Below are 25,081 nucleotides of genomic sequence, written 5' to 3' on the forward strand. Positions count from 1 at the left end.
GCCCGGTCAGTTGATCATCTTTTCTGCCTTCGATCGGCTTTGATGCACCCATCAGACCAGGTCAGCACGGGCGAGAAGGGGTGGGTGTCCGACGTGGCGTCACGCAACAGCATCAAGGGGTGGGGCGCGCTCTCGCTCGCCGCCGGGGCCGTGCTCGCCCTCAACGCAGCCCAGCCGGCGGCCGTCGGCGCACCCATCACCCCCACCGGGTCCACGCTCCTCACCGTCGACGCCTGCCCCGCCGCCCACGGCGGACTGTGCACCGTCCCGCGCCGCACCCTCCTCCTCGAGGCCCGCAGAGCCCCGATCACCTTCGACGCCCGCGCCGCGCTCGGACCCCTCGACCTCGCCCTGCGCACCCCAGGACGGCTCGCCGACGTCACCGTCACCGACCAGAAGGGCCGCCGCGTCGCCGGAGCCGTGACCGCCGACGGCGGCCGCTGGACCAGCGCCGCACCGCTCCCGGCCGACGGCCGCTACACCGCCCGCCTCGTCGTCGAGCGCACCGACACGGGGCGGCTCCGCCGCCACCGCGCCCGCCTCGACCTGCGGACCGCAGCCGCCCCCAGGGGCGACCGGCTCACCGCCGAACTCGGCCCCAGGCGCGAAGGCCCCGTCGACGACGGCACCTACGGCGTCGGGCAGCCGCTCACCGCCGAACTCAGCCACCCCGTCCCCGCCGGCGACCCGGAGGCCCGGCGCACCGTCGAACGCGCCCTCGACGTCCGCTCGACGCCCCGGGCCGAGGGCGCCTGGCACTGGGTCGGCCCGACCACCCTCCACTACCGGCCCCGCACCTACTGGCCGGCCCGTGCCACCATCCGCGTGCACAGCGCCCTCGACGGGGTCCGGATCGGCGACGGCCTCTACGGCGGGCCCTCCGAGCCGCTCACGATCACCACCGGCGACCGGATCGAGGCCGTCACGGACGTCGCCCGCCACACCATGGACGTCTTCCGCGACGGCACCCTGATCCGCAGCATCCCGGTCACCACCGGCAAGGCCGGCTACCGCACCCGTGGCGGCACCAAGGTCGTCCTCGGCAAGGAGCCCACCGTCCGGATGCGCGGCGACTCCATCGGCATCGCCCGCGGCAGCAAGGACTTCTACGACCTCAAGGTCCGCTGGGCCACCCGGGTGACGTGGAGCGGCGAGTACCTGCACGCGGCCCCCTGGTCGCTGGACGCGCAGGGCAGCGAGAACGTCAGCCACGGCTGCACCGGCATGAGCACCGAGGACGCCGCCTGGTTCTTCCGCACCGTCCGTGAGGGCGACCTGGTCCGGGTCGTCAACGCCTACGGCGAGCCGATGAGCCCTTTCGACAACGGCTATGGAGACTGGAACCTCAGCTGGGCCGAGTGGCGCCGGGGCAGCGCCCTCGGCCCCGGAGGCCCCGGAGCTTCCGGTGCCCCTGGCGGCCCCGGAGCCCGGAACGCCGCCGGAGCGCTCCGCCCTGAGCTCTGAGCCCGCGGCCGCACCGGCGGCCGGGTCCCCGCCCCGTACCGAGGAGTGACGATGCCGGAGATCGCCAAGGTCGAACTCGCCGACGGCGTGCTGTACGTGGAGGCCGAGCCGATCGGCCCCGGTCAAGCGCCCGAAGACCTGGAAGGCCCCTACGAGCCCGAAGGGCGGGGCGGGCACCTGCCCGACCTGTCGGGGGTCACCACCGCGCTGGCCTCCTTCGCGGGACAGCTCGGCGACGCCCTGCACCGGGCCGCGCCCGACCGGGCCGTCGTGGAGTTCGGCTGCCAGCTCGGCCTCGACGCCGGCCGGCTCACCGCGCTCGTCGTCCAGGGCAGCGCGAGCGCCAATCTGCGGGTCACCCTGGAGTGGGACAAGAACGCACGCTGAACGACCCGTTCAGTCCGCCCGGACGGCGCCCCGGGCGACCGCGGACAGCAGCGAACCGATCGTGACGCCGATCGCCAGGTACACCGCCGCCGTCCCGATCCGCGCGTCCAGCGGCAGCCCCGTCGTGAACGGCAGCAGCACCATCACCACCGTCGCGAGCCCCACGATCCAGGCGAAGAAGCGGCCCGGCTGCGGCGTCCCCAGGATCAGCAGGTGCAGCAGGGCCGTGGCGGCCAGCGCGGCGACGGCGGCGCCGCCCGCGAGCAGCCCGGTGGAGGCGTCGCCCATGGCGCCGTCACCCTCGGGCGCGAAGACCGGGATGCCGAGCACCCCGCGCACCAGGAGCACCCCCACCACCGCCATCAGCGCGGCCACGACCGCGGTCATCACCCCGCCCGACCACAGCCGGACCGGGTCGAGCCGGGGGCCCCGCGCGCGCTCCGCCACGGGGCCCCGGGCGGCCTCCCAGGTCGACGGCGGGCCGTACGGCGACTGCTGCGGGTCCATGGGATCCCCTCCGGTGCGGTGGCGGTGAGTCCCTCCGATCGTCGCCCGGTACGGGCCCGCCGCAAGCCGGGAGGGTCCGTACGGGTCGCCACGACGGACGGCGGGGACGCGGGCGCCGGCTCAGGCGGCCGCCGCGGCCTGCTCCGGCTTCCTGATCCGGCACACGAGCGCGTCGTTCTCCACGTCCGCGACCACCGTGTCCCCGGGGTCGGCCTCGCCACCCAGCAGCAGCGAGGCGAGCCGGTTGTCGAGCTCCGTCTGGATCGTGCGCCGCAGCGGCCGGGCGCCGAACTCCGGCTGGTGGCCGTGGGCGACGAGCAGCTTCTTCGCCGCCTCGGTCACCTCCAGCTCCAAACCCTGCGCCCGCACCCGGCGCTTGCTGTGGTCGATCAGCAGGTCGAAGATCCGCGAGAGGTCCTCCTCGCCGAGCCCGTGGAAGATGATCGTCTCGTCGATCCGGTTCAGGAACTCGGGCCGGAAGTAGTCCCGCAGGTCCTGCTTGAGGTCCTCGCGGATCTCCGACACGTCCCCGTGATGGGCCAGGATCCGCTGGGCGCCGATGTTCGAGGTCATGACGACCACACAGTGGCGGAAGTCCACCGTGCGGCCCTGCGCGTCGGTGAGCCGCCCGTCGTCGAGGACCTGGAGCAGCGTGTTGAAGACGTCCGGGTGCGCCTTCTCCACCTCGTCGAACAGCAGCACGCTGTACGGCTGGCGGCGCACCTTCTCGGTGAGCTGGCCGGCCTCCTCGTGGCCGACGTATCCGGGCGGGGCCCCGACGAGCCGGGAGACCGTGTGCTTCTCCTGGAACTCGCTCATGTCGAAGCGGATCAGCCGGTCCTCGTCGCCGAAGAGCAGCTCCGCCAGCGCCTTGGCCAGCTCCGTCTTGCCGACGCCCGTCGGGCCGAGGAAGAGGAAGGAACCCACCGGACGCTTGGGGTCGCCCATGCCGGCCCGGTTGCGGCGCACGGCCTGCGCGATCGCGACGACCGCCTCGTCCTGGCCGACCACCCGGCTGTGCAGGGCGTCCTCCAGCTTCAGCAGCCGTTCCTTCTCGTTCTCGGTCATCTGGGTCACGGGGATGCCGGTGCGCCGGGACAGCACCTCGGCGATGTCGCCGGGCGTCACCTCCAGGACGCCCTCGCGGCGTTCCTCGATGCCCGCGAGCTCGCCCTCGAGCCGGACGATGTCCTGCTTGAGGTCGTTGGCCCGCTCGAAGTCCTCCGCCGCGACCGCCTCGTCCTTCTCGCGGCGCAGCTTGGCCAGCCGGTCCTCGCGCTCGACGGCCTCGGTGGACCGCCCGAGCGAGCGCAACCGCACCCGGGCGCCCGTCTGGTCCATGAGGTCGATCGCCTTGTCGGGCAGGAAGCGGTCCCGGACGTAGCGGTCCGACAGCTCGGCCGCGGCGGCGAGGGCGTCGTCGCCGTAGCGCACCTGGTGGTGGGCCTCGTAACGGTCCCGCAGGCCCTCCAGGATGCCGACGGTCTCCTCGACGGTCGGTTCGGGGATGAGCACCGGCTGGAAGCGCCGCTCCAGGGCCGCGTCCTTCTCCACGTACCGCCGGTACTCGTCGATCGTGGTCGCGCCGACCACGTGCAGCTCGCCGCGGGCGAGGGCCGGCTTGAGCATGTTGCCGGCGTCCATGGATCCCTCGCCGGTCGCGCCCGCGCCGACCACGGTGTGCAGTTCGTCGATGAACAGGACCGTGGAGTCGGCGGCGTCCTTCACCTCGTCGATGACGTTCTTCAGACGCTCCTCGAACTGGCCGCGGTACTGCGCGCCGGCGACCAGACCCGACAGGTCGAGGGCGACGACCCGCTTGCCCTCCAGGGTGCGCGGCACCTCGCCGGCCACGATCCGCTGGGCCAGGCCCTCGACGATGGCCGTCTTGCCGACACCGGGCTCGCCGATGAGCACGGGGTTGTTCTTGGACCGGCGGGAGAGGATCTCGATGGTCTGCTCGATCTCGTCCGCCCGGCCGACCACCGGGTCGAGCTTGCCCGCCCGGGCCTCCTCGGTGAGGTCGCGCCCGTACTCGTCCAGGGTGGGCGTCTTCGACTCCGGCTTCGCCGCCGGCGCCGCCTCGGAGCGGGACTGCCGGTCGGCGGTGGAGCGCAGCGCCCCGACGTCGGTGCCGTAGGAGCCGAGCAGTCTGGCGGCGGCGGATGAGGGGCTGTCGAGGAGGGCACCGAGGATGTGCTCGGGGCCGATGTACGAGACCCCCGCCTCCTGCGAGCGTTCGAAGGCGCGCAGCAGCACCCGCTTGGCGGCCGGGGTGAGCCCCGGCTCCGCGGACGGGACGCCGCTCTCGCCCGGCAGAGCCAGGGCGACGGCCTTGCCCAGCTCGTCGGGGTCGGCGCCGGCACGGGCGAGCAGGCCGCGGGCCGGGTCGACCTGGGTGCACGCCCACAGCAGGTGTTCGGTGTCGAGGTCGGCGCTGCCCTCCTCGGCGGCCTTGGCGGTCGCCCGGCCGAGCAGCTCGCGGGCCGAGTCGGTGAGCAGGCGGCCGATCGGGACCCGCTGGACGGCCGGCGGCGAGGCCGCGGGCGACATGCCGAAGAAGCGGTTGAGCAGGTCGTTGAAGGGGTCTGCGCCTCCGAAGGGGTCAGAGCCGCCGAAGGATCCGAAGGGGGACATGGTCATGGAGTGCCGTCCGTATGCGTCGACTTGGCGGGCAGGTCTTCCTCCACTGGACCAGCATCCCCGGCCGGCGACCCGCCGGACGCCGGTCACGCACGGTGTCCGCGAGCCGGATCCGGACACCGTGCGCAGGCGCCCCAACGGGGGTTTCCGCGGGGTTTCAGCGCTCGTGGCCCGGCGCGGAATCCGTTCCGCTCCCTCCGCCATCCGGGTCAAGCAGCCCGGCCGGGGTCGGCTCGCCGATCCGCAGCCGGGTCCTGCGCTGGAGCCCCGCGCCGACCACGACGCCCAGCGCGATGGCGGCGACGGTCACGATGGTGTCCACCAGACTGGACAGTCCGCCGTTGGTGTCGCCCTCGACGATGATCTCCGAGACGCTCGTCAGCCCGACCGCACCCGGTACGAGGAGCCAGAAGCACGGCAGGAACACCACCTGGTCCGGGGTCCTGGAGCGGCGCTCGATCCAGCCGGCCATCGGCGGCAGCAGCATCCCGGCCGCGAACGCGCCGAAGGTCGCCCCGCCCAGCCCGCCCGCCGTGGTCTGCACCAGACGCTCGGCGAGCAGCGCGGCCAGCAGCCAGCCGGTGATCCGCGGGGGCGCCGAGAAGTAGAGCAGGAAGCCGAAGCCGAGCAGCAGCACCCCGACCCAGGGCGCCCAGGCGCCGAGCGCCTCGGAGGGCGGCTTGCCGATCGGCCGGGCGCGGACGAGCTCGCTGCCCACGAGGATGCCGAGGGCCAGCAGCAACAGGACGTTGACGGCGCCCGCGAGCCGGGCGATCCCGGACAGGGCGGCGCCGGTGGCGAGTTCGATCGCGCCGAGGGTGAGCGCGGCACCGGGCAGGAAGGCGATCAGCGGCGGGATGTAGAGGAGGGCGGCCTCCTCGTGCAGGATCGGGCCCGCCCAGCGCAGCGCGACCGCGGTGACCAGGATCGCGGCGACCACCGGCAGCGCCGAGCGGGCGGCCGGCAGCCGGTCCCCGAACAGGCGCAGCAGGCCGACCCCGAGACCGAGGACCGCGTATCCGACGACCGCGGCGACGGTCGCGTGCCGCATCGCGCCCAGGCCGACCGTGAGCAGGACGTAGCCCAGCACGGTGGTCGCCGGGCTGAACCGTTCCGGCTGCTCCCGCTCGGCCCGCAGCGCCGCCCGCACCTCCGCGAACGGCAGCTCCTCCGCGCGCAGCCGCTCCACCAGGGACTGCAGGGCCTCGACCTGGTCCAGGCGCAGGTCGGGACCCTCGACCGGGGCGAAGTCCAGCTCACCGCCGCGCCCGTCGGGCCCGCCGCCGACCCGTACGAACAGGCCCGTCGGCACGACGAAGCAGCGGGCCCGCATCCCGTAGCGGGCCGCGACGTCGTGGACGACGGCCTCCACCTCCGCGGTCCGCTCCCCGGCGCGCAGCAGCTCCGAGCCGAGCTCGCACAACAGCGCGGCGAGGTCCCGCAGGTACTCCCGGCCGGCGTCCTCGGCCTCCGGCACGGTGACCGTGCCGGAGGCGCGGCGGCGCAGCGGTCGGAGCGAGGCCGCCTTGCGGGTGAGAGCCCGCAGGTCGAACGGGAACAATTGCCGCATCCCGGAAACCTAGCAGCGCTCCGCCGCACGCGCGGGTCGTGACGGACCGCCGACGCCGGACGCTGCGCCGGAGCCGCTCCGGACGCGGCGTCAGACCCGCCCGCCGCCCGCGGTGTCCGAGGACAGCCGCTGCGCCGCGTAGATCGGGATCACCGACAGCAGCACGAGCAGGGCCGCCACCACGTTCACCACCGGCGCCTGCTGAGGCCGGGTCATGTTGTCGAAGATCCACAGCGGCAGCGTCCGCACCCCCGGCCCGGCCGTGAACGTGGTCACCACGACCTCGTCGAAGGAGAGCGCGAAGGCGAGCAGCCCGCCGGCCAGGAGCGCCGAGCGGAGCAGCGGGAAGGTGACGTCCCAGAAGGTGCGGAAGGTGTGCGCGCCCAGGTCCATCGCCGCCTCCTCGTACGAGCCCGGCAGCCTGCGCAGCCGCGCCGTCACGTTGTTGAAGACGACCACGATGCAGAAGGTCGCGTGCCCCACGATCACCGTGAACAGCCCGAGGCCCACGCCGAGCGGCGCGAGGACCGTGCCGAAGGCGGAGTTGAGGGCGATGCCGGTGACGATGCCGGGCAGCGCGATCGGCAGCACCACCGCGAAGGAGACGGCCTCGCGCCCGAAGAACCGGTGCCGCTGCACGGCGAAGGCGATCAGCGTGCCGAGGACCAGGGCGACCGCGGTCGCGGCGAGGCCCGCCCGGACCGAGGTCCACAGGGCCTCGCGCGCCCCTTCGTTGGACCACGCGGCCGCCCACCAGCGCAGGGTCAGGCCGGGCGGGGGCCAGCTCGCCGAGCGGTCGGGGTTGAGCGAGCCGACGAGCACGAGGAGCAGCGGCAGATAGATCACCGCGAAGCCGAGCCCGGCCGCGGTGCGCAGCGCGATCCGGGCGGGACGGGAGAGGTTCATCGGGGGCGGTCCTTCCGCAGGTTACGGTTCCGCGGCCCGGTCACAGGCTGCGCAGCGCCCCGGTGCGCCGCACCGCGAGCAGGTAGAGCACGATCACGGCCACCGGCACCGTGCCGAGCGCGGCGGCGAGCGGCAGGTCGAGGGTGACGTTGGAGTAGACGAGGTTGCCGATCAGCTGGGTCTTGCCGCCGACGATCTGGACGGTGATGTAGTCGCCGAGGCTGAGCGAGAAGGTGAACACCGACCCGGCCGCGAGTGCCGGCCACACCATCGGCAGCACGACGGAGAAGAAGGTCCGTCCGGCCCGCGCCCCGAGGTCGGCGGAGGCGTGCAGCAGGTTGTCCGGGAGCTGTTCGAGTGCCGTGTGCACCGGCAGGATCATGTACGGCAGCCAGAGGTAGGTCAGCACCATGACCGTGGCGGTCAGTCCGTACCCGGGACCGCTCAGGCCCAGCGGGCGCAGCGCCCAGTCGAGCGGTCCGCCCTCGGAGAGGATGAGCCGCCAGGCGTACACCTTGACCAGGTAGCTGGCCCACAGCGGGGTGAGGATCGCGACCACGAGCAGCGGCCGGCGGCGTGGGCTCGCCACCCGGGCCGTGTAGAAGGCGAGGGGGAAGGCGATCACTGCGCACAGCACCGTCACGGTGAGGGCGACGCCGACCGTGCGCAGGGCGACCGTCCGGTAGACCGGCGAGGAGACGAGGTCCTGGAAGTTCTGGGCCGACCAGACCCTGACCACCTCGGAGGTGAAGGAGTCGGTGGTCCAGAAGGCCGAGAGGAACAGGGCGGCCAGCGAGCCCAGATAGGCGAGGACCAGCCACAGCAGGGGAGCGGTGAGCAGAGCGGCGAGCCGGACCCGGGGCCTGCGGTGCAGGGCCCCGGCGAGCCGCCGGACGGGACCGGCGGCTCGGGTGGCGGAGGAGAGCGTGGTCATGGGACGCCGGTCAGCCCTTGATCTCGTTCCAGGCCTGCACCCACTTCGCGTACGGCACGCACCTCGCGTCCGTGCGTCCGTCGAGGCACTGCTCGATCGGGGTGGTCCAGAAGTGGACGTTCTTCCAGTAGGCCTCGTCGGTCGCGTGGAAGGTGGTGCAGTGCGTCTTGTCGGCGGTCTCGGCGCAGGACTTGGCGTTGGCGGGTGCCTCGCCGAAGTACTCGGCGACCTGGGCGTTGGCCTTCGGCGAGACGATCCAGTCGAGCCACTTGTAGGCGCACGACGGGTGCTTGGCCTTGGCGGACACCATCCAGGTGTCCGACCAGCCGGTGGAGCCCTCCTTGGGCAGCACGGCCTCCACCTTGGCGCCCTCGGCCTTGGCCAGGTTGGCGATGACCTGCCAGCTGGTGCCCACCACGGAGTCACCGCTCTTGAAGGCGGAGATCTCCTTGAGGTAGTCGCTCCAGTACTCGCCGACGTGCTTGTTCTGCGCCTTGAGGAGCTCGACGGACGCGTCGAACTGCTTCTGGTCGAGCGCGTAGGGGTTCTTGATGCCGAGCTCGGGCTTGGTCGCCTTGAGGTAGAGCGCGGCGTCGGCGAGGTAGATCGGGGAGTCGTAGGCGGTGACCTTGCCGCTGTGCGCGGACGCCTGGTCGAAGACCGCGGACCAGGAGTCGGGCGCGGGGGTGACCTTCTCCTTGTCGTACATGAGCAGGTTGGCGCCGCGGCCGTGCGGGATGCCGTAGGGGACGCCCTTGACGGAGTTCCACTCCTTGTTCTTGAGCCCGGCGAACACGTCGGCGTAGTTCGGTACGAGCGCGGTGTTCACGGGCGCCGCGTCACCCGAGGCGATCAGGCGCAGCGAGGCGTCGCCGGAGGCGGAGACGGCGTCGTACTCGCCGGTCTTCATCAGCGCGACCATCTCGTCGGAGGTGGCGGCGGTCTTGGCGTTGACCTGGCAGCCGGTCCGCTTCTCGAAGGGGGTCACCCAGTCGACCTTGGGGTCGTTGGAGCCGTCCTCGACATAGCCGGCCCAGGCGATCAGGTTGACCTGGCCCTCGGGTGCGCCGAGGGAGGTCGGCGCCTTGAGGTCGGGCGGGTTGAGGCCGCCGGACTTCCCCGAGCCGGCCTGGTCGGCCGAGCCGCAGGCGGTGACGAGGAGCAGTCCGGAGACGGCGGCGGCCGTCAGGAGCGAGCGGTGCAGGCGCACGGGGTTCTCCGTTGCGGTGAGGGTGCGGGACGGGGACGCGAACGGGGCGGGCCCGAACGAGGGGGGTGAGGGGGGAGGGCAGCCGGTGTGCGGGCTCACGCCCGGGGCGTGGCCTGCGGCTGTGCCGCCGCGGCGGCCTGTGCCGGCACGGGGGTGGGGACGCTCACGGCGTGCTGGGGGTGCCACTGGAGCCCCACCCGGGCGCCGCGGTAGCCGGCGAGGTCGGCGGAGGAGGTCTCCAGGTTCTGCTGGACGGCGGTGAGCCGACCGCCCGCGTCGAGGTCGACCAGGAAACGGGTGGCATCGCCCAGGTAGACCACCTCGGCCACGGTGCCCGCGGCGCTCGTGTGCCCGGGCTCGGCGGGCGCGGCCGGGTCCTTGACGACGCGGATCTTCTCCGGCCGGATGCTGTACGTGCCGGAGGAGCCGAGCACCACCCGCGCGGTCTCTCCGCTGAGCAGGTTCGAGGTGCCGACGAAGCCGGCGACGAAGGGGGTGGCGGGGCGCTCGTAGATCTCGGCGGGGGAGCCGACCTGCTCGATCCGACCCTGGTGGAAGACGGCGATCCGATCGCTCATCGTGAGCGCCTCCTCCTGGTCGTGGGTGACGAACACGAAGGTGATGCCGACCTGCCGCTGGATCGCCTTGAGCTCGACCTGCATCTGCTCGCGCAGCTTGAGGTCGAGGGCGCCCAGCGGTTCGTCGAGGAGCAGCACCCGGGGGCGGCCGACCAGGGCGCGGGCCAGCGCGACGCGCTGCCGCTGGCCGCCCGAGAGCTCGCCGGGGCGGCGCTTGCCGAGGCCGTCCAGACGGACCTGGGCGAGCGCGGCGCGGGCGCGGACGAGGCGCTCGGCCTTGGCGACCTTGCGGACCTTCAGGCCGTACGCCACGTTCTGCTCGACCGTCATATGGGGGAAGAGCGCGTAGTCCTGGAACACCGTGTGGACGTCCCGCTCGAACGGGGCGAGCCGGGTGACGTCCCGGCCCGCCAGCTCGACGGCGCCGGCGCTCGGCGTCTCGAACCCGGCGATCATCCGCAGCACGGTCGTCTTGCCGGAGCCGGAGGGGCCGAGCATCGAGAAGAACTCCCCGTCGGCGATCTCCAGGTCCACCCCCGCCACTGCCTCGGTCCGGCCGTAGCTCTTGCGCAGTCCTGAGAGCCGGATCGCCATTCCCTCCATGGTCGGGAACCTTTCTGGTGCGGTGGAGCGTTCTCACGAGCGTGGGCGTAAACATATGAAGTCATAGTTCAAATCTCAAGACCCCCTTAAGGTAAAGGCTGAGTCAACGCGCGAGGTGGTACACCGTGAGGCCAGACGGCAGACAGGGCGCGGGCGCGCCGGGGAGCGCCCGCAGGACCGTGTTCACCCCCGTCGACACCCGCGCGCGGGTCGACACCGTGGTGCGCCGCCTCGGCGACGCCATCGAGCTCGGGCTCCTCGCCGACGGCGAGCAACTCCCGGGCGAGACCGAGCTCGCCGCCCAGCTCGGCGTCTCCACCGTGACCCTGCGCGAGGCGCTCATGGCCCTGCGCCAGCAGGGACTCGTCACCACCCGCCGCGGCCGCGGCGGCGGCAGCTTCGTCACCCTCCCCGAGGGTCCGCCGGAGGACCGGCTGCGCGCCCGCCTCGCCGACTGGTCCACCGAGGAGCTGCGCGACCTCGGCGACCACTGGGCCGCCGTCTCCGGAGCAGCCGCCCTGCTCGCCGCCCGGCGCACCCAGCCCGGCGAGCTGCGCCAGCTCGCCCGCACCGTGGACGAGTTCGCCCTCGCCGAGGACCCCGCGGCGCGCAGCCGTCTCTACGGCCGCTTCCACGTCGAGTTGGCCGCCGCGGCCCAGTCGGCCCGCCTCACCCGCGAGGAGATCGCGCTCCAGACCGAGTTGGGCGCTTTGCTCGTCCTCGTCCTCGATGACCCGGGGTATCTCGCCTGCGTGGCGGATCGTCACCGCTCCGTGATCTCCGCCGTGCAGGATGAGGCCGACGAGCGGGCCAGAATGCTGGCCGAGCGGTGCGTACGCGAGTCCGTGGGCCGACTGATCGCCCTGCGGCTCGCTCCCTCCCGCGCACCCGAGCCCCGTCCCGAGGAGGACACCGATGGCCAGGAGCACCGGGCTCGCCCGCCCCACGGGGGCCGCCGCACCTGAACCGGCCCGCGCCGACGGGGCGGACGCGAACGGGGACGCGCGGCCGGGCCGCCGGCCCCGGAACGGACCCGCCGGCGGAGACGGCTCCGGAGCCGCTGCCCTCCGCGACTCCGGAACGGCTGCCCTCCGCGACCCCGGAACGGCTGCCGGACGCGGCACCGCGGCCGCTGCCGGACGGGACACCGCGGCCGATCCGATCGGGGCCGTCCGCGACCGTGTCCGCGAGACCCTCGAAGACGTCTTCGCCGCAGTCACCGCGACCCGTGTCGACACCGCGGCGCTGCTCGGCTCCCCGGGCCGGCGCCCCGTCTCCGCCGACCTCGCCGCCCTCCGGCCCGGACTGCACGGCCGGCTCGCGACCCAGGACCTGGTCTCGGGCGTCGGATTCGTCGCGGCGCCCGGTCTCCTCGCCGACGTACCGGCCTGGCTGGAGTGGTGGCAGCGCGGTCCCGACGGCGGCGTCCGCCCGCTCCTGCTGGACCTCGACCCCGCCCACTCCGCGTACTCCGACTACACCCACTGGGACTGGTACGCGCTGCCCCGCGAGACCGGACAGCGGGCCGTGGCCGGTCCCTACGTCGACTACCTCTGCTCCGACGAGTACAGCCTCACCCTCTCCGCGCCCGTCCACGTCGAGGGGCGCTTCGTCGGCGTCGCCGCGGCGGACGTCTATCTGCGGCACTTCGAGGCGGCCGTCCTGCCCGTGCTGCAGGCACTGCCGGCCCCCGCGCGCCTGGTGAACGCCCGCGGCCGGGTCGCCGCCTCCACCGACCCCTGCCACCTGGCGGGTTCGCTCACCAAGGGCCCCGACTTCGCCGCCGTCCTCGCCGCCCCGCCGGCCGTGCACCGCCACGGTGCCCTGCGTCTGACGCCCTGCGCGGGCACTCCTTTGGTACTGGTGACGCCGGAGGGGTGAGACCCCGCGGCCCCGAAAACCCGATGCCCAAGCGGTGGGCGCCTCGACTGGCGTGGGCCCATGAGCAGGGAGGCGCGGGCGGGGGTACGGGGTGCTCGGGCTCGCCGGACGTCCCGGCGCGGACGGGGTCTTCGGGGCGAAGGGCACGGATCCCGCCTCGGACCGGTCATGCGGGAGGAGCAGCTCCGGCCCTGGAGGCGGAACTGGGCTGTGCTCTGCCCGCGCAGTACCGGAGCTTCCCCGCCGACGGGCCGTGACTTCGCCGAGTGGTGCCTGAGCCGGCTGGAGCGCACCGAGCGGGAGCTCGGGTTCGCGCCGGAGCTCCCGCCGTCCGCGGGGAAGCGAGGTGGCGGGCGGGGCGGGCGCCTTCGCGCCGCCCTGGGGCGCTTCATCCCGTCGGCTCGACTGCCCTCTGTCTGGTCTCCGCCTCCCAGCGCAGCAGATCGCCGGGCTGGCAGTCGAGCGCCTCGCAGAGCGCGGCGAGCGTCGCGAAGCGCACCGCCTTGGCGCGCCCGTTCTTGAGTACGGCGAGGTTGGCGGGGGTGATGCCCACGCGCTCCGCCAGCTCGCCGACGGACATCTTGCGCCGGGCCAGCATCACGTCGATGTCGACGACGATCGGCATCAGATCACCTCGTCGAGCTCGGCCTGCATCCGCGCCGCCTCGATGTCGCGTGCCACGGCCTGGGCGAGCAGCATCCGCAGCACGCGCACGATGAGCGCGACGCCCAGGATCGCCACGCCGACCGCGCCCAGGAAGAGCTTGCCCGGCGGCTCCATCTCCTGGCCCCACGCCATGAGCACCGCGAGCGTGAACCACAGGACCCCGAGCGCGACGAACGCGCCGACCACGCCGTCGACGTACCGGAAGGCGGCGTGCGAGAACACGGTCCCGCGCCGCACCATCGCCACCAGTCGCCACACGCAGACCTGGACGACCTGAACGGCCCCGGCGCCAAGGATCACGACCACCCGGATCGGGGGCAGCGGCAGCGTCCCGTCCTCCGGGTCGGCGAACAGCGCCCACACCATCAGCACCTGTACGAAGAGCGTGCCGACGAGCCCCACCACGAGCACGGTGCGCAGCGCCTGCACGGTCAGCCTTCCCATGGCTCTCCTCCTGTCGATCAGCGATCGAAATCTATCGTTTCTCGATAGGTGAGGCAAGAGTGGGCTCTGACGCGTTCCCGCGGCAGACCGGAGACACTCGCTCCCTGCGGGACATTCGGCGTCCCGGACATCGCGCCACCAAAGCCGCGATTCGTCCCGTCGCATGGGCATAATGCGGCGGTCGGCCCGAGCTGGAAGATCCGTGGAGGCGAAAGCGTGGCCACGCTGTACGTGAAGGTCTACGAGGGCAATGTCCCTCCCAAGTCCCAAGGCGGATGCGTCGTCGTCTACACGGAGCCCCACATGCGGGGGGACTACCGCCGGTTGGCCGTGGGCCGTTACGACAGCGAGGCTCTGGGAGCCCTGAACGACACCATCAGCTCCTTGGTCGTCGACCAGGGTCTCCGGGTGACCCTCTACGAGGACGCCGGATTCTCCGGCCGCAGCACCGTCGTCACGGCCGACGCCATGGCCTTGGCCGCTGGTGTCGACGGCACCACGTCCTCGCTGGTCGTCGAGGAGATCTGAGGGGCGTTCGCGGGACCGGAGCCGGCTGCGATCCGTCCTGAGCCGCCGGAACGAGCGCGCCGGGCGTCGCCCGACAGGGCGTCCGGCGGTGATCCGGGAGAGACGGCCTAGTCGTTCACCGCCGTCAGCAGGACCACCGCGTCCTCCAGGGCCGTGAGCCCGTGCCGTTCCTTCGGGATCATCTGGAGATGGCCCGACGCCAGCTCCTCCGCCCGGCCCGCGGCGGTCAGCTCCACCCGGCCGCGGAGCACCTGGAGGCTCGCGGCAGGCGGGGCGTTGTGCTCGTCGAGGGACATGCCGGCGATCAGGGCGATCACGCTCTGCCGGAGCACCCCGTCGTGCACCAGTACGTGGGCACTGCGGCCGTGTGCCGCGGCACGGGCCTTCGACAGGTGCTCGTCGGCGAGGGCGGCCAGGTCGAGGGCTGCGGGCTCCTGCATCGTGTCTCCCTGCGGGGTCGCGGACCGGTACCCCCAGCCTGGCGCGTGCCGGGCGCGGCGCAACTCGGGGTCAGGCCGGCACCGGGTCGCGCCGTCGCGAGGCCGCGAGGGCGCCGAGCGCCGTGAAGCCCGCCGCGCCGAGCAGCGTCTCCGGCCAGCCGTACGCCCCGTACAGCCAGGCCGCCGTGAACGAGCCGAAGGCACCCCCGCCGAAGGTGGCGAGCATGAAGACGGTGTTGACCCGGGCGGCCACGTCCCGGCCCAGGCCCAGGACCCGCGCCTGGTTCGCGATCTGGCAGGCGCTCGTACCCAGGACGACCAGGCCGGCGCCCACCACCAGGGCCGGCGGCGAGGCGGGCACCAGCGCCGCGAGGACGAGCCCGAGGCCCACGCACGCGAGCGCCCAGCGGCCGACCGGTCCCGCGCCGAACCGGTCGGTGAGCGGCCCCGCGTACGCCGACGCCAGCGCGGCGGGCACGGTGAGCAGCCCGAACAGCCCGGCCGCCCCCGGCCCGTACCCGAGCGGCGGAGCCGCCAGATGGAAGACGAGCGCGGCCCAGAAGACGCTGTACGCGGCGAACACACAGGCTCCGACCAGGGCCGAGACGCGCAGGGCGCGGTGGGCGCCGAGCAGCCCGGGCAGTCCGGCGAGCATCCGCCCGTACGGCACCCGGCGCCCGCCCGGCGCACCGAGCCGCTCCGGCAGAGCGCGCGGCAGTACGCACAGCAGACCCGCCGTCGCCGCGGCCGCGACCAGATACGGCGCCCGCCAGCTGCCGGTCGCGTCGGACACCGCGCCCGAGACCGTTCGGGACAGGGTCGAGCCGAGGGTGAGCCCCAGACCGATGACGCCGACGACCCGGCCCCGCAGCCCGGGGCCCGCCAGGGCCGCCGCGACCGGGGTGAGGATCTGCGGCAGCACCGTGGTCGTCGACAGCGCGAGGGTCGCGATGAGGAGGGTCAGGACGTTCGGGGCCGCGGCGGCCACCAGCAGCGCCACGCTGGTCAGGGCGAGCAGCGTGCCCGTCAGGCGGCGCAGCCGGGCGGTGTCCGCGAGCGGGACGAGCAACAGGATGCCGAGGGCGTAGCCGAGCTGCGCCGCGGTGGCGACCAGGCCCGCCGTGCGGTCGGAGACGCCGAGGCTCCGGGCCAGGGCGGCGAGCAGCGGTTGCGGGAAGTAGATGTTCGCGACGGTCACGGCCCCGGCGACCGTGAGCACGAGGACGTTCACCGGGGCGGCGGCCTGGCCCACCGGGCCGTGCGCCGCGGGCCCGGCGGAGGTGCGGGAGCGGAGGAAGAGGAGCGTCACGTCCCTCAGGCTCCCGTCGCACCCGCGGCCCATCAAGGTGCAACAATGCAAGCGGCGTTGAGCGAGACTAAACGATCGGAGTCGGTCCGGTGCTCGAACGGCACGAACTCGAAGCCTTCCTCACCCTCGGCGACGAGCTGCACTTCGGCCGCACCGCCGAAATCCTCGGAGTCTCCACCGGCCGGATCAGCCAGACCGTCAAGAAGCTGGAGCGCCGCATCGGCACCCCGCTCTTCGTACGCACCAGCCGCAGCGTCCGCCTCACCCCGGTCGGCCGCCGCCTCCACGAGGAGCTCCGCCCCGCCCACCGCCTGATCCTCGCCGCGCTGGAACACGCCACCGCCGCCGGCCGAGGCATGCTCGGCACCCTCCGCATCGGGTTCGCCTCCCCCTGGGGCGGCGCCCTGCTCATCGCCGCGGCCGACGCCTTCCTCGCGAGCCACCCCGGCTGCGAGATCACCCTCCGCGAGGTCCCCCTCGACGCCGCCACGCGGCCCGTCGAGGACGGCGAACTCGACCTCCAGTACGCCACCTTCCCCGTCGGCGTCCCCGGACTCACCGCGGGCCCGGTCCTGGTCCGCGAGGACCGGGTGCTGGTCGTCCCGGCCGCCCACCCGTTCGCCCGGCGCCCCTCCATCGGCATCGAGGACCTCGCAGGGCAGACCCTGATCACCACCGGCGCCACCCACCCCCGCCCCTGGCGCGAGGCCCACTACCCGACCCGCACCCCCTCCGGCGCGCCCATCACCCAGGGACCGGACGCCGCCACCTGGGAAGAGGTGCTCTCCCTGGTCGGCGCGGGACGCGGCGTCTCCCCGGGCGCGGCCCGCGGCGCCCGCTACCACCCGCGTCCCGGCATCGCCTACGTGCCCTTCCACGACGCCCCGCCCCTGGAGTACGGCCTCGTCTGGGCCACGGCTGCCGAGTCCGCCCTGATCAGGGCCTTCGCCGAGACGGCGGCGCGTGTCCCGGCCGGGGACGGCGGGACGCCGGAGCTACGGTGATGCGATGCAGCGTGCCGAGGACCGGCTGACGCTCGCCGCGTTCGCGGCCACCGCGCTCCTCGCCGGCGGCAACGCGGTCGGAGTCCGCTTCAGCAACCGTGAGCTCGACCCCCTCTGGGGCGCCGCGCTCCGCTTCGGCGCCTCCTCCGTCGTCCTCATCGGCGTCATGGCCGCCATGCGGCTGCGCCCGCCGCGCGGAAAGGCACTGGCCGGGGCGGCACTCTTCGGGATCCTCGACTTCGGTGTGACCTTCGCCCTCGCCTACTACGCCCTCGTCCACGTCCACGCCGGTCTCGCCCAGACGGTCCTCGCGCTCACCCCGCTCGTCACCCTGCTGCTCGCCGTCGCCCAGCGCCTCGAACGCTTCCGGGCCTCCGCCGCCGTCGGAACCGTCCTCGCCGCGGCCGGAGTCGCCGTCATCTCCCGCGCCCCGCTCAGCGGCTCGGTACCCCTGCTCTCCTTCCTGGCGATCCTCGGCAGCATGCTCTGCTTCGCGCAGGCCGCCGTCCTGGTGCGGCGGCTCCCCGAGGTGCATCCCGTCACCATGAACGCCGTCGCCATGACCGCGGCCTCCGTCCTGCTCTTCGCCGGCTCGGCCGCCGCGGGCGACACCTGGCGCCTGCCGGAGCGCCCCGCCACCTGGTGGGCGCTCGCCTACCTGGTCGTGGCCGGCTCCGTCCTCACCTTCGTGCTCTACCTCTTCGTGCTGCACCGCTGGGACGCGTCCCGCGCCGCGTACGTCTTCGTGGTCGTCCCCGTCGTCACGATCGTGCTCTCCGCCTGGCTCGACGCCGAACCCCTCACCGCCTCCCTGCTCCTGGGAGCCCCGCTCATCCTGGCCGGGGTGTACGTGGGCGCGCTGTGGCGACGGCCCCGGGCGTCGGAGCCGGCGTAGCCCCGGGCCCGGTGCGGCTACCCGCCGAGAACGGGGGCCGGCGGGGTCCAGCGACGGGTGCGGGGCACCGAGGACGAGACCCCGAAGTCGGCCTTGAGGTGCTCGGGGATCGCGTAGTGCATGACGCGGCCGCGGGTGAGGGAGGACAGCTCGAAGACCGTCGTGAGATGGCCCAGCCGGTCGAGCGCCCAGGCGCCCAGCGGGGAGCGGTCCTCGATCGTCTCCAGGACGCCCAGGAGGTGGGGAACGGCCTTGACCACGGTGTCCCAGGGGGTGCGCGGCACTTCGAGCCAGTCGGCGCAGGTCTCGCCGATCAGGAAGCGGATGAGGGCGGAGACGATCGGGTCGAAGAAGGTGCCGGGCACGACCTCCTCGTACAGGTCGATGAGCTGCCGGGTCAGGACCGCGCCCTCCTGCGACGGCCCCATGAACCGGAGCAGATAGCCGTCGAGGAACTTCCGGGCCTCGGTGAGGTCCTTCGGGACGGTCTCCTGGTCGACCCCGAGCATGGCGCCGACCACCCGCCACGCGTAGTAGTAGGCCTCCGCCCCCTCCGTGGACATGTGGATGCCGAGGCGGTGCAGGCTGTCGAGGACGAGCAGGGAGAAGAACATCTGCCCCGCGACCATGTCCTCCTGGCAGATCGGCACCCCCAGCGCCGCGGTGTCCCAGCGCTCCTCGCGGGTGAGGTGGTGCCGGATCGACGCGTGCAGGAGGCGCACCTTCTGGGCGGCCGGGACGAAGCGGCCGCCGGCCTCGAACGCGTCCGGCCGCATCAGGTGGACGGTGAACTGGCCGGTCTCCGCCATCCGCTTGGAGGGGTAGTTCAGACCGTGGGTGGTCGAGAGCAGCTTCGCCATGTGCGGCACGACGTAGCAGGCGGGCATGGCGGCGAAGGACAGCGCGGTCGAGATGTGCACGTCGTTGTCCATGAAGAAGAGCCTGGCCCGCTCCATCTCCTCCCAGTCAACCCAGGACGGGGCCGCGCTCGTCACGTGGAGGTATTCGCGCGCCACGTCGGGCAGCCCGTCGGGCAGGGGGGCGCCGGCTACGGAGACGTACCGCATGAGCGTGTTGAACGTGCCCACCTCGCCCCGCTCGAAGAGCGTGGCGACGGTGGCGTCGGCGAGTTCGTCGCCGGTCCGGCGCAGGGCGTCGGCGGACGCGTCGGTGGGGGAGGGCATGCGGGGCTCCTTCGGGCTGCTGGGCGGGGTTCGGGGGGCGAGCGGCCGGCCGTACGCAGGCCGTACGCCGGCCGTGTGCGGGGTCAGGACGGGCGGACGGCGGCCGAGTGCGCCAGGGCCGTCAGCGCGGCGGCGCCCGCCGGGGGCACGTCGAGGGTCCCGAGCGCGCCGAGCGCCTCCTCGACGCGCGCGGCGATCATCTCCTCGACCCGGTCCGGAGCCTTCAGACGCACCATCAGCTCGCGGACCTCGTCCAGCGCGCCGTGCTCTCCCGTCGGGTCCCCGGCGGGCCCGTCCGGGCCCATCAGGGCGCGCAGCCGCTCCCGCTCGCCAGGGCCGGCGAGCCGCCAGGTCTCGGCGAGAAGCGCGGTGGGCCGGTGGCCGCGCAGGTCGTCGCCGTTGGCCTTGCCGGTGCGCTCCGGGTCGCCGAAGAGCCCGAGCAGGTCGTCCCGCAGCTGGAACGCCTCGCCCAGCGGCAGACCGTACGCCGTGAACCCCTCGCTCAGGCGCGCCGGGGCCCCGGCCAGGGCGGCGCCGATCAGCAGGGGCTGCTCCACGGTGTACTTGGCGGTCTTGTAGCGGATCACCTTGAGCGAGGCGTCCGTGTCCGGCGCGGCTCCCGTGTGCAGGATCTCCAGGCACTCGCCCGCGATCAGCTCCCGGGCGAGCAGCGCCCACAGCGGGCGGGCCCGGCCGAGATAGGCGGCGGGCAGCCCGCTGGTGACGAACAGCTGCCCGGCCAGCGACATCAGCAGGTCCCCGGCGAGCATCGCGAGCGACCGGGCGGCCTCCGAGGCCCGCGGATGGCGCGGGACGGCGGCGCGCAGCGCCACGTGGGCGGTGGGGCGGCCGTGCCGCAGCGGGCTGTCGTCGACGAGGTCGTCGTGCACGACCGCCGCCGCGTGCACCAGCTCCAGGGCGCCCGCCGCCCGCACCAGGGCGTCGCTGTCCGGCTGTCCGGCCGCGCGCCAGCCCCAGTAGCAGAAGGCCGCCCGCAGCCGCTTGCCCGCCGCGACCGCCGCCTCCACCTGGACGGCCACCGGGTCCAGGGCCGGATCCACCTGGGCCAGCAGGTCGGCCTCACGGGCGACGAACCGGTGCAGCACCTCGTCGACCCGGGCCTTGAAGGCGGCCGGGTCCCACGCCTCAGCCATCGCCGCCGGCCCGCCGGTCCACGACGTGCCGGGCCAGCACCTCCAGATGGGGCGGCGGAGCGGCCGCGTACCGGTCGAGGGCCAGCCGGCCGCGGGCCATCAGGTCCCGCTCCGCCTCGGCGGCCAGCTCCGCGGCGTCCGAACGGCGCAGCAGGCCGCGGACCGTGCCGAGCGCCGAGCCCAGCGTGCTCACCGCCAGATCGGCGAGCCCCGCCACCAACAAGACGGCCTGCTCGTCCAGACCCTCGCGATCACGCCCGCCACCAGCCATGCCGTCGCCTCCCCGCCCTCGAATCCGTCCGCCTCAGCGTGGCGGGGCGCACGGCGGAAGATCCACGGAACTCACGAACGAGTGAACGGCGCGTCTACGAGGGTGTCAGCGCACCCGTCAGATGGGCGTACGCCACCTGCGCGTGCAGCCGCACCCCGGTCACCAAGGTGTCGTCGTCGGCGTAGAAGTGCGGGTTGTGGTTGGTGACGAGACCGCGTCCGCCGGGCACCGGGACCGGGCGCCCGGCGGCGTCCAGGGTCGCGTCCTGGACGCCGAGCATCACGTACAGACCGCCGAAACGGTTCACGAACTCCGACACGTCGTCGTACCCCAGCGTCGCGCCGGTCTCCAGCAGCCGCTCCTCGCCGACCACCCGGCGCAGCGTCGGCAGGGCCGCCTCCACCCAGGCCGCGGTGTTGCGCACCGCCGGCACGGCCTGGAGGTAGTCCACGGCGGCGGTCGCGTGGTACGCCGCCGCGGTGTGCTCGGCGAGCGTCGTCAGCCGCCGCTGGACCTCCGCCATGTCCGACTCCACCGCACAGCGGACCGTGCCCCAGAGGGTGACGGTCTGTCCGATGATGTTGAACCGGCCGACGTCCTCCACGTGCCCGATGGTGACGGTGATCGGGTCGAAGGCGGAGACCTGGCGGTAGATCTGTCCGATCCCGGTCATGACGGCGCCGGCCGCGGGCATCGGGTCGACGCCCTGCCAGGGGGTCGAGCCGTGCACCTGCTCGCCGGTGACGACGATCCTGACGAGCGTGGACGCCGCGTACTGGTTGCCGACGCGATAGCCCACGTACCCCTTGGGGTAGGGGGTGACGTGCATGCCGAACACCATCGTCGGCGCCGGGTCGGCGAACGCGCCCGCTTCCACCATCGCCCGCGCCCCGCCGTCCTCGGTGACCGGCGGCCCCTCCTCGGCGGGCTGGAAGACGAACAGCACGGTGCCGGGGAGCCGTTCGCGCTCCCCGGCCAGGACGGTGGCCGCGCCCATCAGCATCGCGGTGTGGCAGTCGTGTCCGCAGGCGTGCGAGACGGGGAACGGGCCGCCCGGGTACGCCGTGTCGACCGTCTCCGAGGCGAAGTCGGCACCGCACAGGTCCTCGACGGGCAGCGCGTCGATGTCGGCCCGCAGCGCCACCGTGTTCGGGCCCGGCAGCCCGCCCCGCAGCACCCCGACCACGCCGTGCCCGGCGATGCCGGTGCGGACCTCGTCGAGACCGAGCGCCCGCAGGTGGTCCGCGACGAACCGGGCGGTCTCGACCTCGCGGTTGGACAGCTCGGGGTGACGGTGCAGATGCCGGCGCCAGGCGATCACGTCGGGCGCCGTCTCGGCGGCGCTCCGGTCGAGCCGCCCGCGGATCTCCCCGTGGTCGTTCCCCTGGTCCGGCCCCGGGACCGTTCCCCGGTCCTCCCCGGCGTTCCCGTCGGCGTCCTCGTCGTGCGTCCGTTCCGTGCTCACGAAGGCCTCCGTCTCGCCATGAGGGTGGGGCGGGAACCAGACTGCCACGCCGCGACGGCCCTCGCCGGACGAGGGCGACCGCGCCCCGGCAGGTCAGGAGGACGGGAAGCCCGGCGCCCCCCGCTCGATGATCGCCGCCGTGTCGAGGCCCGGCGGGAGGGTTCCGAAGGCGATCCCCCAGTCGCCGTCGAGCCGGGAGGCGCAGAAGGCGTCGGCGACGGCCGGGTGGCCGTGCCGGACCAGGAGCGAGCCCTGGAGGACGAGGGCGAGGTGCTCGACGACGCGGCGGGCGCGGTACTGGAGCGCGGACAGGTCGCCGAGGTCCGTGAGCTCCTTGCGCAGCCGGGCCGTCGCCGCGTCCAGGCGCCGGTCGGCACCGGACGCGCGGTCGACCTCCCGGAAGAAGGCCTCCACCGCCTCGGGCTGCCGGGCCATCGCCCGCAGCACGTCGAGCGCGGCCACGTTGCCCGAGCCCTCCCAGATCGAGGGCAGCGGGGACTCCCGGTACAGGCGCGGCAGGCCGGAGTCCTCGACGTAGCCGTTGCCGCCCAGGCACTCCAGCGCCTCGGCGGCGTGCGCCGGTGCCCGCTTGCACACCCAGTACTTGGTGACGGCGAGGCCGAGGCGGCGCAGCTGCTCCTCCTCGGCGTCCCCGGCCGCCGCACGGTCCACGGCGCCCGCGAGGCGCATCGCGGCCGTCGTCGCGGCCTCGGCCTCGACCGCCAGGTCCGCGAGCACGTTGGTCATCAGCGGCTGGTCGACCAGCCGGGCCCCGAAGGCGCTGCGGTACGTGGCGTGGTGCACCGCCTGGACGAGACCCTGGCGCATCCCGGACGCCGAGCTGACGGCGCAGTCGAGCCGGGTCATGTTCACCATGCGGATGATGGTGGCGACGCCCCGGCCCTCCTCGCCGACGAGATGCCCGACGGCACCCTCGTACTCGATCTCGCCGGAGGCGTTGGAGCGGTTGCCGAGCTTGTCCTTGAGGCGCTGGAAGCGGATCGCGTTGCGCGAGCCGTCCGGCAGCACCCGCGGCACCAGGAAGCAGGAGAGACCGCCCGGAGCCTGCGCGAGGGTCAGGAACACGTCCGACATGGGGGCCGAGGTGAACCACTTGTGCCCGGTCAGCGCGTACACCCCGTCCTCGCCGGTCGGCACCGCCCGGGTGGTGTTGGCGCGGACGTCCGAGCCGCCCTGCTTCTCGGTCATCGACATCCCGGCGATGATCCCGCGCTTGGCGGTCGGGACCTCGAGACCGAAGTCGTAGTACGAGGAGGTCAGCAGCGGCTCGTAGACCGCGGCGAGCTCCGGCGCGGCGCGCAGCGCGGGCACCGCCGCGTACGTCATCGAGATCGGACACAGATGCCCCGGGTCGGCCTGCCCCCACACGAACACCTTCGCGGCGCGCGCCACATGGGCGCCCGGCCGGGCGTCCGCCCAGGGGGCGGCGTGCAGGCCGTGCTGGACGGCGACGTTCATCAGCTCGTGCCAGGCGGGGTGGAACTCGACCTCGTCGATCCGGTGCCCGTACCGGTCGTGGGTGTGCAGCACGGGGGAGTGCCGCTCGGCGAGCCGCCCCCAGTCCTGCGCCTGCTGACCGCCGGCCATCACGCCGAGCTCCCGGACGTCGGGCTCCGCCCACCCCGCGCCCTCGCGGCCCAGCGCCTCCAGGAGGGCCGGGTCGGCGGAGACGTCGTACCCGGTCAGCGGGGGAACTTGGTTGGTGACCTCATGCGTGGTCGGCATCGGGGACTCCCAGGGCTCGGAGGGTGAAGGTGACCAGGGCGGGTACGGTGCCGGGCCCGGCCGCCTCGCCGGCCGCCTCCCCGGCGGACGGGCCGGTCAGCGGGCCGATGAGCGCCTCGGCGCCCGCGCCCACGAGCGCGGAGGCGGTGAGCCGGGCGTCCTGGGGCGGGAGTTCGCCGCTGTCGACGCCGGCGGCGATCAGCCCGGCGAACACGTCTCGGAAGGCGCGCCGGAAGACGAGCCGCTCGGCGTCGACGGCCGGGTCGACCGGCTCGGCGAGCAGTGCGTAGGCGAGCCGGGGCGCTTTCAGGGCCCGGGTCGCGAAGGTCTCGATGACGGCGACGACCCGGTCGGCGGCGGTCCGGTGCGCCCTGAGGTTCGCCGCCCCGGAAACGGCGCCGACCTCGCGTCCGACGACCGTGCGGAACAGCTCGACGGAGAGCGCGGCCTTGCTGGGGAAGTGCCGGTAGACGCTGCCGGTGGCGATTCCCGCCCGCGCGGCGACGGCGGCCATGGTGCAGCCGGCGTAGCCGTGCTCCGAGAGCAGCCCGAGGCCCGCTTCGACGACGGCGGTGCGCTGTGCGTCGAGCCGGGCCTGGACCGCGGGGGTGCGTCGGTAGGCCATGGAAGGAGTGAAGCAGTGATTCATTCCTTCAGCAAGGCGCGCTTCACGTCCCTGTCAGGTCGCGCAGCGCGAAGTCCGCGAAGCCCTCGGGAAGCCTTCCTTCCAGTCCGTTGAGGGCGGTGACGAGCTTGCGCTCCTCGTAGGTGAAGTGCGACTCGACCAGGGCGACGAGACCGTCCAGTTCCCCGCTGATCCGGCGCACCTCCGCGGGATCCGGCTCGGGCCCGGTGCCGAGCCCGTCGACGAGCTTCTGGACGGCCCGGAGGATCTCGGTCACCTGCTCGTGGTCCCGGGAGAGCTCCTCGAGCACGGGCCGCAGTTCGGGGTGGCGCCGGGCGAGGACGGGGAAGACCCCCTCGTCCTCGGCGGTGTGGTGCCGGGTCAGGGCGGTGCAGAACGCGAGGCAGTGCGCCTTCAGTTCGCGCGGGCGCTCCCCGCCGGAGACGAGGTGGGCGGCCACGTCGGAGCGGAGGCGGGCCAGCTCCTCGCGGAGGTGGAGGTGGACGTCGACGAGTTGGTTGCCGAAAGCCGCGAGGCGGCTGCGGGGATCGGGAGGGTCGAGGGGCATACCCGGATCGTAGGCGCGCGGGCATGCCCGTCGGGGCCGGATTCGGGCCCCGGTCAGGGCCGGATCGGGAGCGGGTCCGGGCCTGACCGGAAGCGGCTG

At 73.8% G+C, this 25,081-nt stretch carries 25 protein-coding genes; 7 read left to right on the plus strand and 18 right to left on the minus strand.

Annotated features, from left to right (window positions below; all coding sequences use genetic code 11):
- The first annotated feature begins 93 nt into the window (after positions 1–93).
- Positions 94–1,464 carry an Ig-like domain-containing protein gene (locus tag ACH414_RS03185; RefSeq protein ID WP_398940682.1) on the plus strand — a complete coding sequence of 457 codons (1,371 nt, stop codon included), beginning with the start codon at positions 94–96 and terminating at the stop codon, positions 1,462–1,464.
- Positions 1,465–1,515: 51 nt separating this feature from the next.
- Positions 1,516–1,851: a CU044_2847 family protein gene (locus ACH414_RS03190; protein ID WP_382534927.1), complete on the plus strand. Its 336-nt coding sequence runs from the start codon at positions 1,516–1,518 to the stop codon at positions 1,849–1,851.
- A 9-nt stretch (positions 1,852–1,860) separates the two neighbouring features.
- Here the strand turns inward: ACH414_RS03190 and ACH414_RS03195 are convergent, their stop codons facing one another.
- The 7 genes from ACH414_RS03195 to ACH414_RS03225 form a co-directional block, all read right to left on the minus strand.
- Entirely contained in the window at positions 1,861–2,358 is a 498-nt protein-coding gene (locus tag ACH414_RS03195; RefSeq protein WP_386562640.1) for a DUF6069 family protein, read from the minus strand.
- Between the two features lie 120 nt (positions 2,359–2,478).
- Positions 2,479–5,001 (minus strand): ATP-dependent Clp protease ATP-binding subunit, encoded by a 2,523-nt coding sequence (locus ACH414_RS03200; protein WP_398940683.1) that lies wholly within the window; start codon positions 4,999–5,001, stop codon positions 2,479–2,481.
- 157 nt (positions 5,002–5,158) lie between these two features.
- Complete coding sequence (locus ACH414_RS03205; protein ID WP_386562646.1) at positions 5,159–6,571, minus strand: threonine/serine exporter family protein; 1,413 nt, start codon at positions 6,569–6,571, stop codon at positions 5,159–5,161.
- Positions 6,572–6,661: 90 nt separating this feature from the next.
- Positions 6,662–7,477, minus strand: coding sequence for an ABC transporter permease (locus tag ACH414_RS03210; protein ID WP_382534935.1), 816 nt, complete (start codon positions 7,475–7,477; stop codon positions 6,662–6,664).
- Between the two features lie 40 nt (positions 7,478–7,517).
- The gene (locus ACH414_RS03215) at positions 7,518–8,411 is read right to left on the minus strand and encodes an ABC transporter permease (protein WP_382534937.1); all 894 of its coding nucleotides are present in this window, start codon (positions 8,409–8,411) and stop codon (positions 7,518–7,520) included.
- A gap of 10 nt (positions 8,412–8,421) precedes the next feature.
- The gene (locus ACH414_RS03220; RefSeq protein ID WP_398940684.1) at positions 8,422–9,621 is read right to left on the minus strand and encodes an ABC transporter substrate-binding protein; all 1,200 of its coding nucleotides are present in this window, start codon (positions 9,619–9,621) and stop codon (positions 8,422–8,424) included.
- Positions 9,622–9,716: 95 nt separating this feature from the next.
- Positions 9,717–10,802: an ABC transporter ATP-binding protein gene (locus ACH414_RS03225; RefSeq protein WP_391768267.1), complete on the minus strand. Its 1,086-nt coding sequence runs from the start codon at positions 10,800–10,802 to the stop codon at positions 9,717–9,719.
- A 125-nt stretch (positions 10,803–10,927) separates the two neighbouring features.
- Here ACH414_RS03225 and ACH414_RS03230 point away from each other — a divergent pair, with 125 nt between their 5' ends.
- Both ACH414_RS03230 and ACH414_RS03235 read left to right on the plus strand, forming a co-directional pair.
- The gene (locus tag ACH414_RS03230; protein ID WP_398940685.1) at positions 10,928–11,767 is read left to right on the plus strand and encodes a FadR/GntR family transcriptional regulator; all 840 of its coding nucleotides are present in this window, start codon (positions 10,928–10,930) and stop codon (positions 11,765–11,767) included.
- 196 nt (positions 11,768–11,963) lie between these two features.
- The gene (locus tag ACH414_RS03235; RefSeq protein ID WP_386562807.1) at positions 11,964–12,683 is read left to right on the plus strand and encodes a cache domain-containing protein; all 720 of its coding nucleotides are present in this window, start codon (positions 11,964–11,966) and stop codon (positions 12,681–12,683) included.
- 388 nt (positions 12,684–13,071) lie between these two features.
- On the opposite strand, the gene ACH414_RS03240 is transcribed toward ACH414_RS03235, so the two are convergent.
- The gene (locus tag ACH414_RS03240) at positions 13,072–13,308 is read right to left on the minus strand and encodes a helix-turn-helix domain-containing protein (protein WP_382534945.1); all 237 of its coding nucleotides are present in this window, start codon (positions 13,306–13,308) and stop codon (positions 13,072–13,074) included.
- Positions 13,308–13,793 carry a DUF2975 domain-containing protein gene (locus ACH414_RS03245; RefSeq protein ID WP_398940686.1) on the minus strand — a complete coding sequence of 162 codons (486 nt, stop codon included), beginning with the start codon at positions 13,791–13,793 and terminating at the stop codon, positions 13,308–13,310. Before ACH414_RS03245 ends, ACH414_RS03240 begins: the two co-directional genes overlap by 1 nt.
- A gap of 216 nt (positions 13,794–14,009) precedes the next feature.
- Between ACH414_RS03245 and ACH414_RS03250 the strand changes: the two genes are divergently transcribed.
- On the plus strand, positions 14,010–14,321 hold the full coding sequence (locus ACH414_RS03250) for a hypothetical protein (protein WP_382534948.1): 312 nt from the start codon (positions 14,010–14,012) through the stop codon (positions 14,319–14,321).
- Between the two features lie 107 nt (positions 14,322–14,428).
- On the opposite strand, the gene ACH414_RS03255 is transcribed toward ACH414_RS03250, so the two are convergent.
- The gene (locus tag ACH414_RS03255) at positions 14,429–14,761 is read right to left on the minus strand and encodes a cupin (protein ID WP_382534950.1); all 333 of its coding nucleotides are present in this window, start codon (positions 14,759–14,761) and stop codon (positions 14,429–14,431) included.
- Positions 14,762–14,831: 70 nt separating this feature from the next.
- Positions 14,832–16,070 (minus strand): MFS transporter, encoded by a 1,239-nt coding sequence (locus ACH414_RS03260; protein ID WP_398940687.1) that lies wholly within the window; start codon positions 16,068–16,070, stop codon positions 14,832–14,834.
- Positions 16,071–16,159: 89 nt separating this feature from the next.
- Here ACH414_RS03260 and ACH414_RS03265 point away from each other — a divergent pair, with 89 nt between their 5' ends.
- Both ACH414_RS03265 and ACH414_RS03270 read left to right on the plus strand, forming a co-directional pair.
- Positions 16,160–17,074 carry a LysR family transcriptional regulator gene (locus tag ACH414_RS03265; RefSeq protein ID WP_386562662.1) on the plus strand — a complete coding sequence of 305 codons (915 nt, stop codon included), beginning with the start codon at positions 16,160–16,162 and terminating at the stop codon, positions 17,072–17,074.
- A 4-nt stretch (positions 17,075–17,078) separates the two neighbouring features.
- Positions 17,079–17,969: a DMT family transporter gene (locus ACH414_RS03270; RefSeq protein WP_382534955.1), complete on the plus strand. Its 891-nt coding sequence runs from the start codon at positions 17,079–17,081 to the stop codon at positions 17,967–17,969.
- A 17-nt stretch (positions 17,970–17,986) separates the two neighbouring features.
- Here the strand turns inward: ACH414_RS03270 and ACH414_RS03275 are convergent, their stop codons facing one another.
- The 7 genes from ACH414_RS03275 to ACH414_RS03305 all read right to left on the minus strand — a co-directional run bounded on the left by ACH414_RS03275 (position 17,987) and on the right by ACH414_RS03305 (position 24,982).
- Positions 17,987–19,153, minus strand: a complete 1,167-nt coding sequence (locus ACH414_RS03275) for an oxygenase MpaB family protein (RefSeq protein WP_386562667.1) — start codon at positions 19,151–19,153, stop codon at positions 17,987–17,989.
- A gap of 83 nt (positions 19,154–19,236) precedes the next feature.
- Positions 19,237–20,307, minus strand: a complete 1,071-nt coding sequence (locus ACH414_RS03280) for a polyprenyl synthetase family protein (protein WP_398940688.1) — start codon at positions 20,305–20,307, stop codon at positions 19,237–19,239.
- Positions 20,300–20,578, minus strand: a complete 279-nt coding sequence (locus tag ACH414_RS03285; RefSeq protein WP_398940689.1) for a polyprenyl synthetase — start codon at positions 20,576–20,578, stop codon at positions 20,300–20,302. Before ACH414_RS03285 ends, ACH414_RS03280 begins: the two co-directional genes overlap by 8 nt.
- A gap of 94 nt (positions 20,579–20,672) precedes the next feature.
- Positions 20,673–22,043 (minus strand): M20 family metallopeptidase, encoded by a 1,371-nt coding sequence (locus ACH414_RS03290; protein WP_386562673.1) that lies wholly within the window; start codon positions 22,041–22,043, stop codon positions 20,673–20,675.
- A 93-nt stretch (positions 22,044–22,136) separates the two neighbouring features.
- Positions 22,137–23,789 carry an acyl-CoA dehydrogenase family protein gene (locus ACH414_RS03295; RefSeq protein ID WP_398940690.1) on the minus strand — a complete coding sequence of 551 codons (1,653 nt, stop codon included), beginning with the start codon at positions 23,787–23,789 and terminating at the stop codon, positions 22,137–22,139.
- On the minus strand, positions 23,773–24,414 hold the full coding sequence (locus tag ACH414_RS03300; RefSeq protein ID WP_391768273.1) for a TetR/AcrR family transcriptional regulator: 642 nt from the start codon (positions 24,412–24,414) through the stop codon (positions 23,773–23,775). Before ACH414_RS03300 ends, ACH414_RS03295 begins: the two co-directional genes overlap by 17 nt.
- Positions 24,415–24,457: 43 nt before the next feature.
- The gene (locus tag ACH414_RS03305; protein WP_398940691.1) at positions 24,458–24,982 is read right to left on the minus strand and encodes a hemerythrin domain-containing protein; all 525 of its coding nucleotides are present in this window, start codon (positions 24,980–24,982) and stop codon (positions 24,458–24,460) included.
- Positions 24,983–25,081 lie beyond the last annotated feature (99 nt).

Origin of the sequence: Streptomyces sp. NPDC020422 (assembly GCF_044386705.1) — a bacterium.
Classification (GTDB): domain Bacteria; phylum Actinomycetota; class Actinomycetes; order Streptomycetales; family Streptomycetaceae; genus Streptomyces.

Excerpts from the sequence above, each read along its gene's own strand:
- ACH414_RS03240 (WP_382534945.1), bottom strand. The coding sequence starts at position 13,308 with ATGCCGATCGTCGTCGACATCGACGTGATGCTGGCCCGGCGCAAGATG.
- ACH414_RS03300 (WP_391768273.1), bottom strand. The coding sequence starts at position 24,414 with ATGGCCTACCGACGCACCCCCGCGGTCCAGGCCCGGCTCGACGCACAG.
- ACH414_RS03190 (WP_382534927.1), top strand. The coding sequence starts at position 1,516 with ATGCCGGAGATCGCCAAGGTCGAACTCGCCGACGGCGTGCTGTACGTG.
- ACH414_RS03205 (WP_386562646.1), bottom strand. The coding sequence starts at position 6,571 with ATGCGGCAATTGTTCCCGTTCGACCTGCGGGCTCTCACCCGCAAGGCG.
- ACH414_RS03270 (WP_382534955.1), top strand. The coding sequence starts at position 17,079 with ATGCAGCGTGCCGAGGACCGGCTGACGCTCGCCGCGTTCGCGGCCACC.
- ACH414_RS03225 (WP_391768267.1), bottom strand. The coding sequence starts at position 10,802 with ATGGAGGGAATGGCGATCCGGCTCTCAGGACTGCGCAAGAGCTACGGC.
- ACH414_RS03285 (WP_398940689.1), bottom strand. The coding sequence starts at position 20,578 with ATGGCTGGTGGCGGGCGTGATCGCGAGGGTCTGGACGAGCAGGCCGTC.
- ACH414_RS03210 (WP_382534935.1), bottom strand. The coding sequence starts at position 7,477 with ATGAACCTCTCCCGTCCCGCCCGGATCGCGCTGCGCACCGCGGCCGGG.
- ACH414_RS03280 (WP_398940688.1), bottom strand. The coding sequence starts at position 20,307 with ATGGCTGAGGCGTGGGACCCGGCCGCCTTCAAGGCCCGGGTCGACGAG.
- ACH414_RS03275 (WP_386562667.1), bottom strand. The coding sequence starts at position 19,153 with ATGCCCTCCCCCACCGACGCGTCCGCCGACGCCCTGCGCCGGACCGGC.
- ACH414_RS03245 (WP_398940686.1), bottom strand. The coding sequence starts at position 13,793 with ATGGGAAGGCTGACCGTGCAGGCGCTGCGCACCGTGCTCGTGGTGGGG.
- ACH414_RS03195 (WP_386562640.1), bottom strand. The coding sequence starts at position 2,358 with ATGGACCCGCAGCAGTCGCCGTACGGCCCGCCGTCGACCTGGGAGGCC.
- ACH414_RS03295 (WP_398940690.1), bottom strand. The coding sequence starts at position 23,789 with ATGCCGACCACGCATGAGGTCACCAACCAAGTTCCCCCGCTGACCGGG.
- ACH414_RS03215 (WP_382534937.1), bottom strand. The coding sequence starts at position 8,411 with ATGACCACGCTCTCCTCCGCCACCCGAGCCGCCGGTCCCGTCCGGCGG.
- ACH414_RS03305 (WP_398940691.1), bottom strand. The coding sequence starts at position 24,982 with ATGCCCCTCGACCCTCCCGATCCCCGCAGCCGCCTCGCGGCTTTCGGC.
- ACH414_RS03200 (WP_398940683.1), bottom strand. The coding sequence starts at position 5,001 with ATGACCATGTCCCCCTTCGGATCCTTCGGCGGCTCTGACCCCTTCGGA.
- ACH414_RS03255 (WP_382534950.1), bottom strand. The coding sequence starts at position 14,761 with ATGCAGGAGCCCGCAGCCCTCGACCTGGCCGCCCTCGCCGACGAGCAC.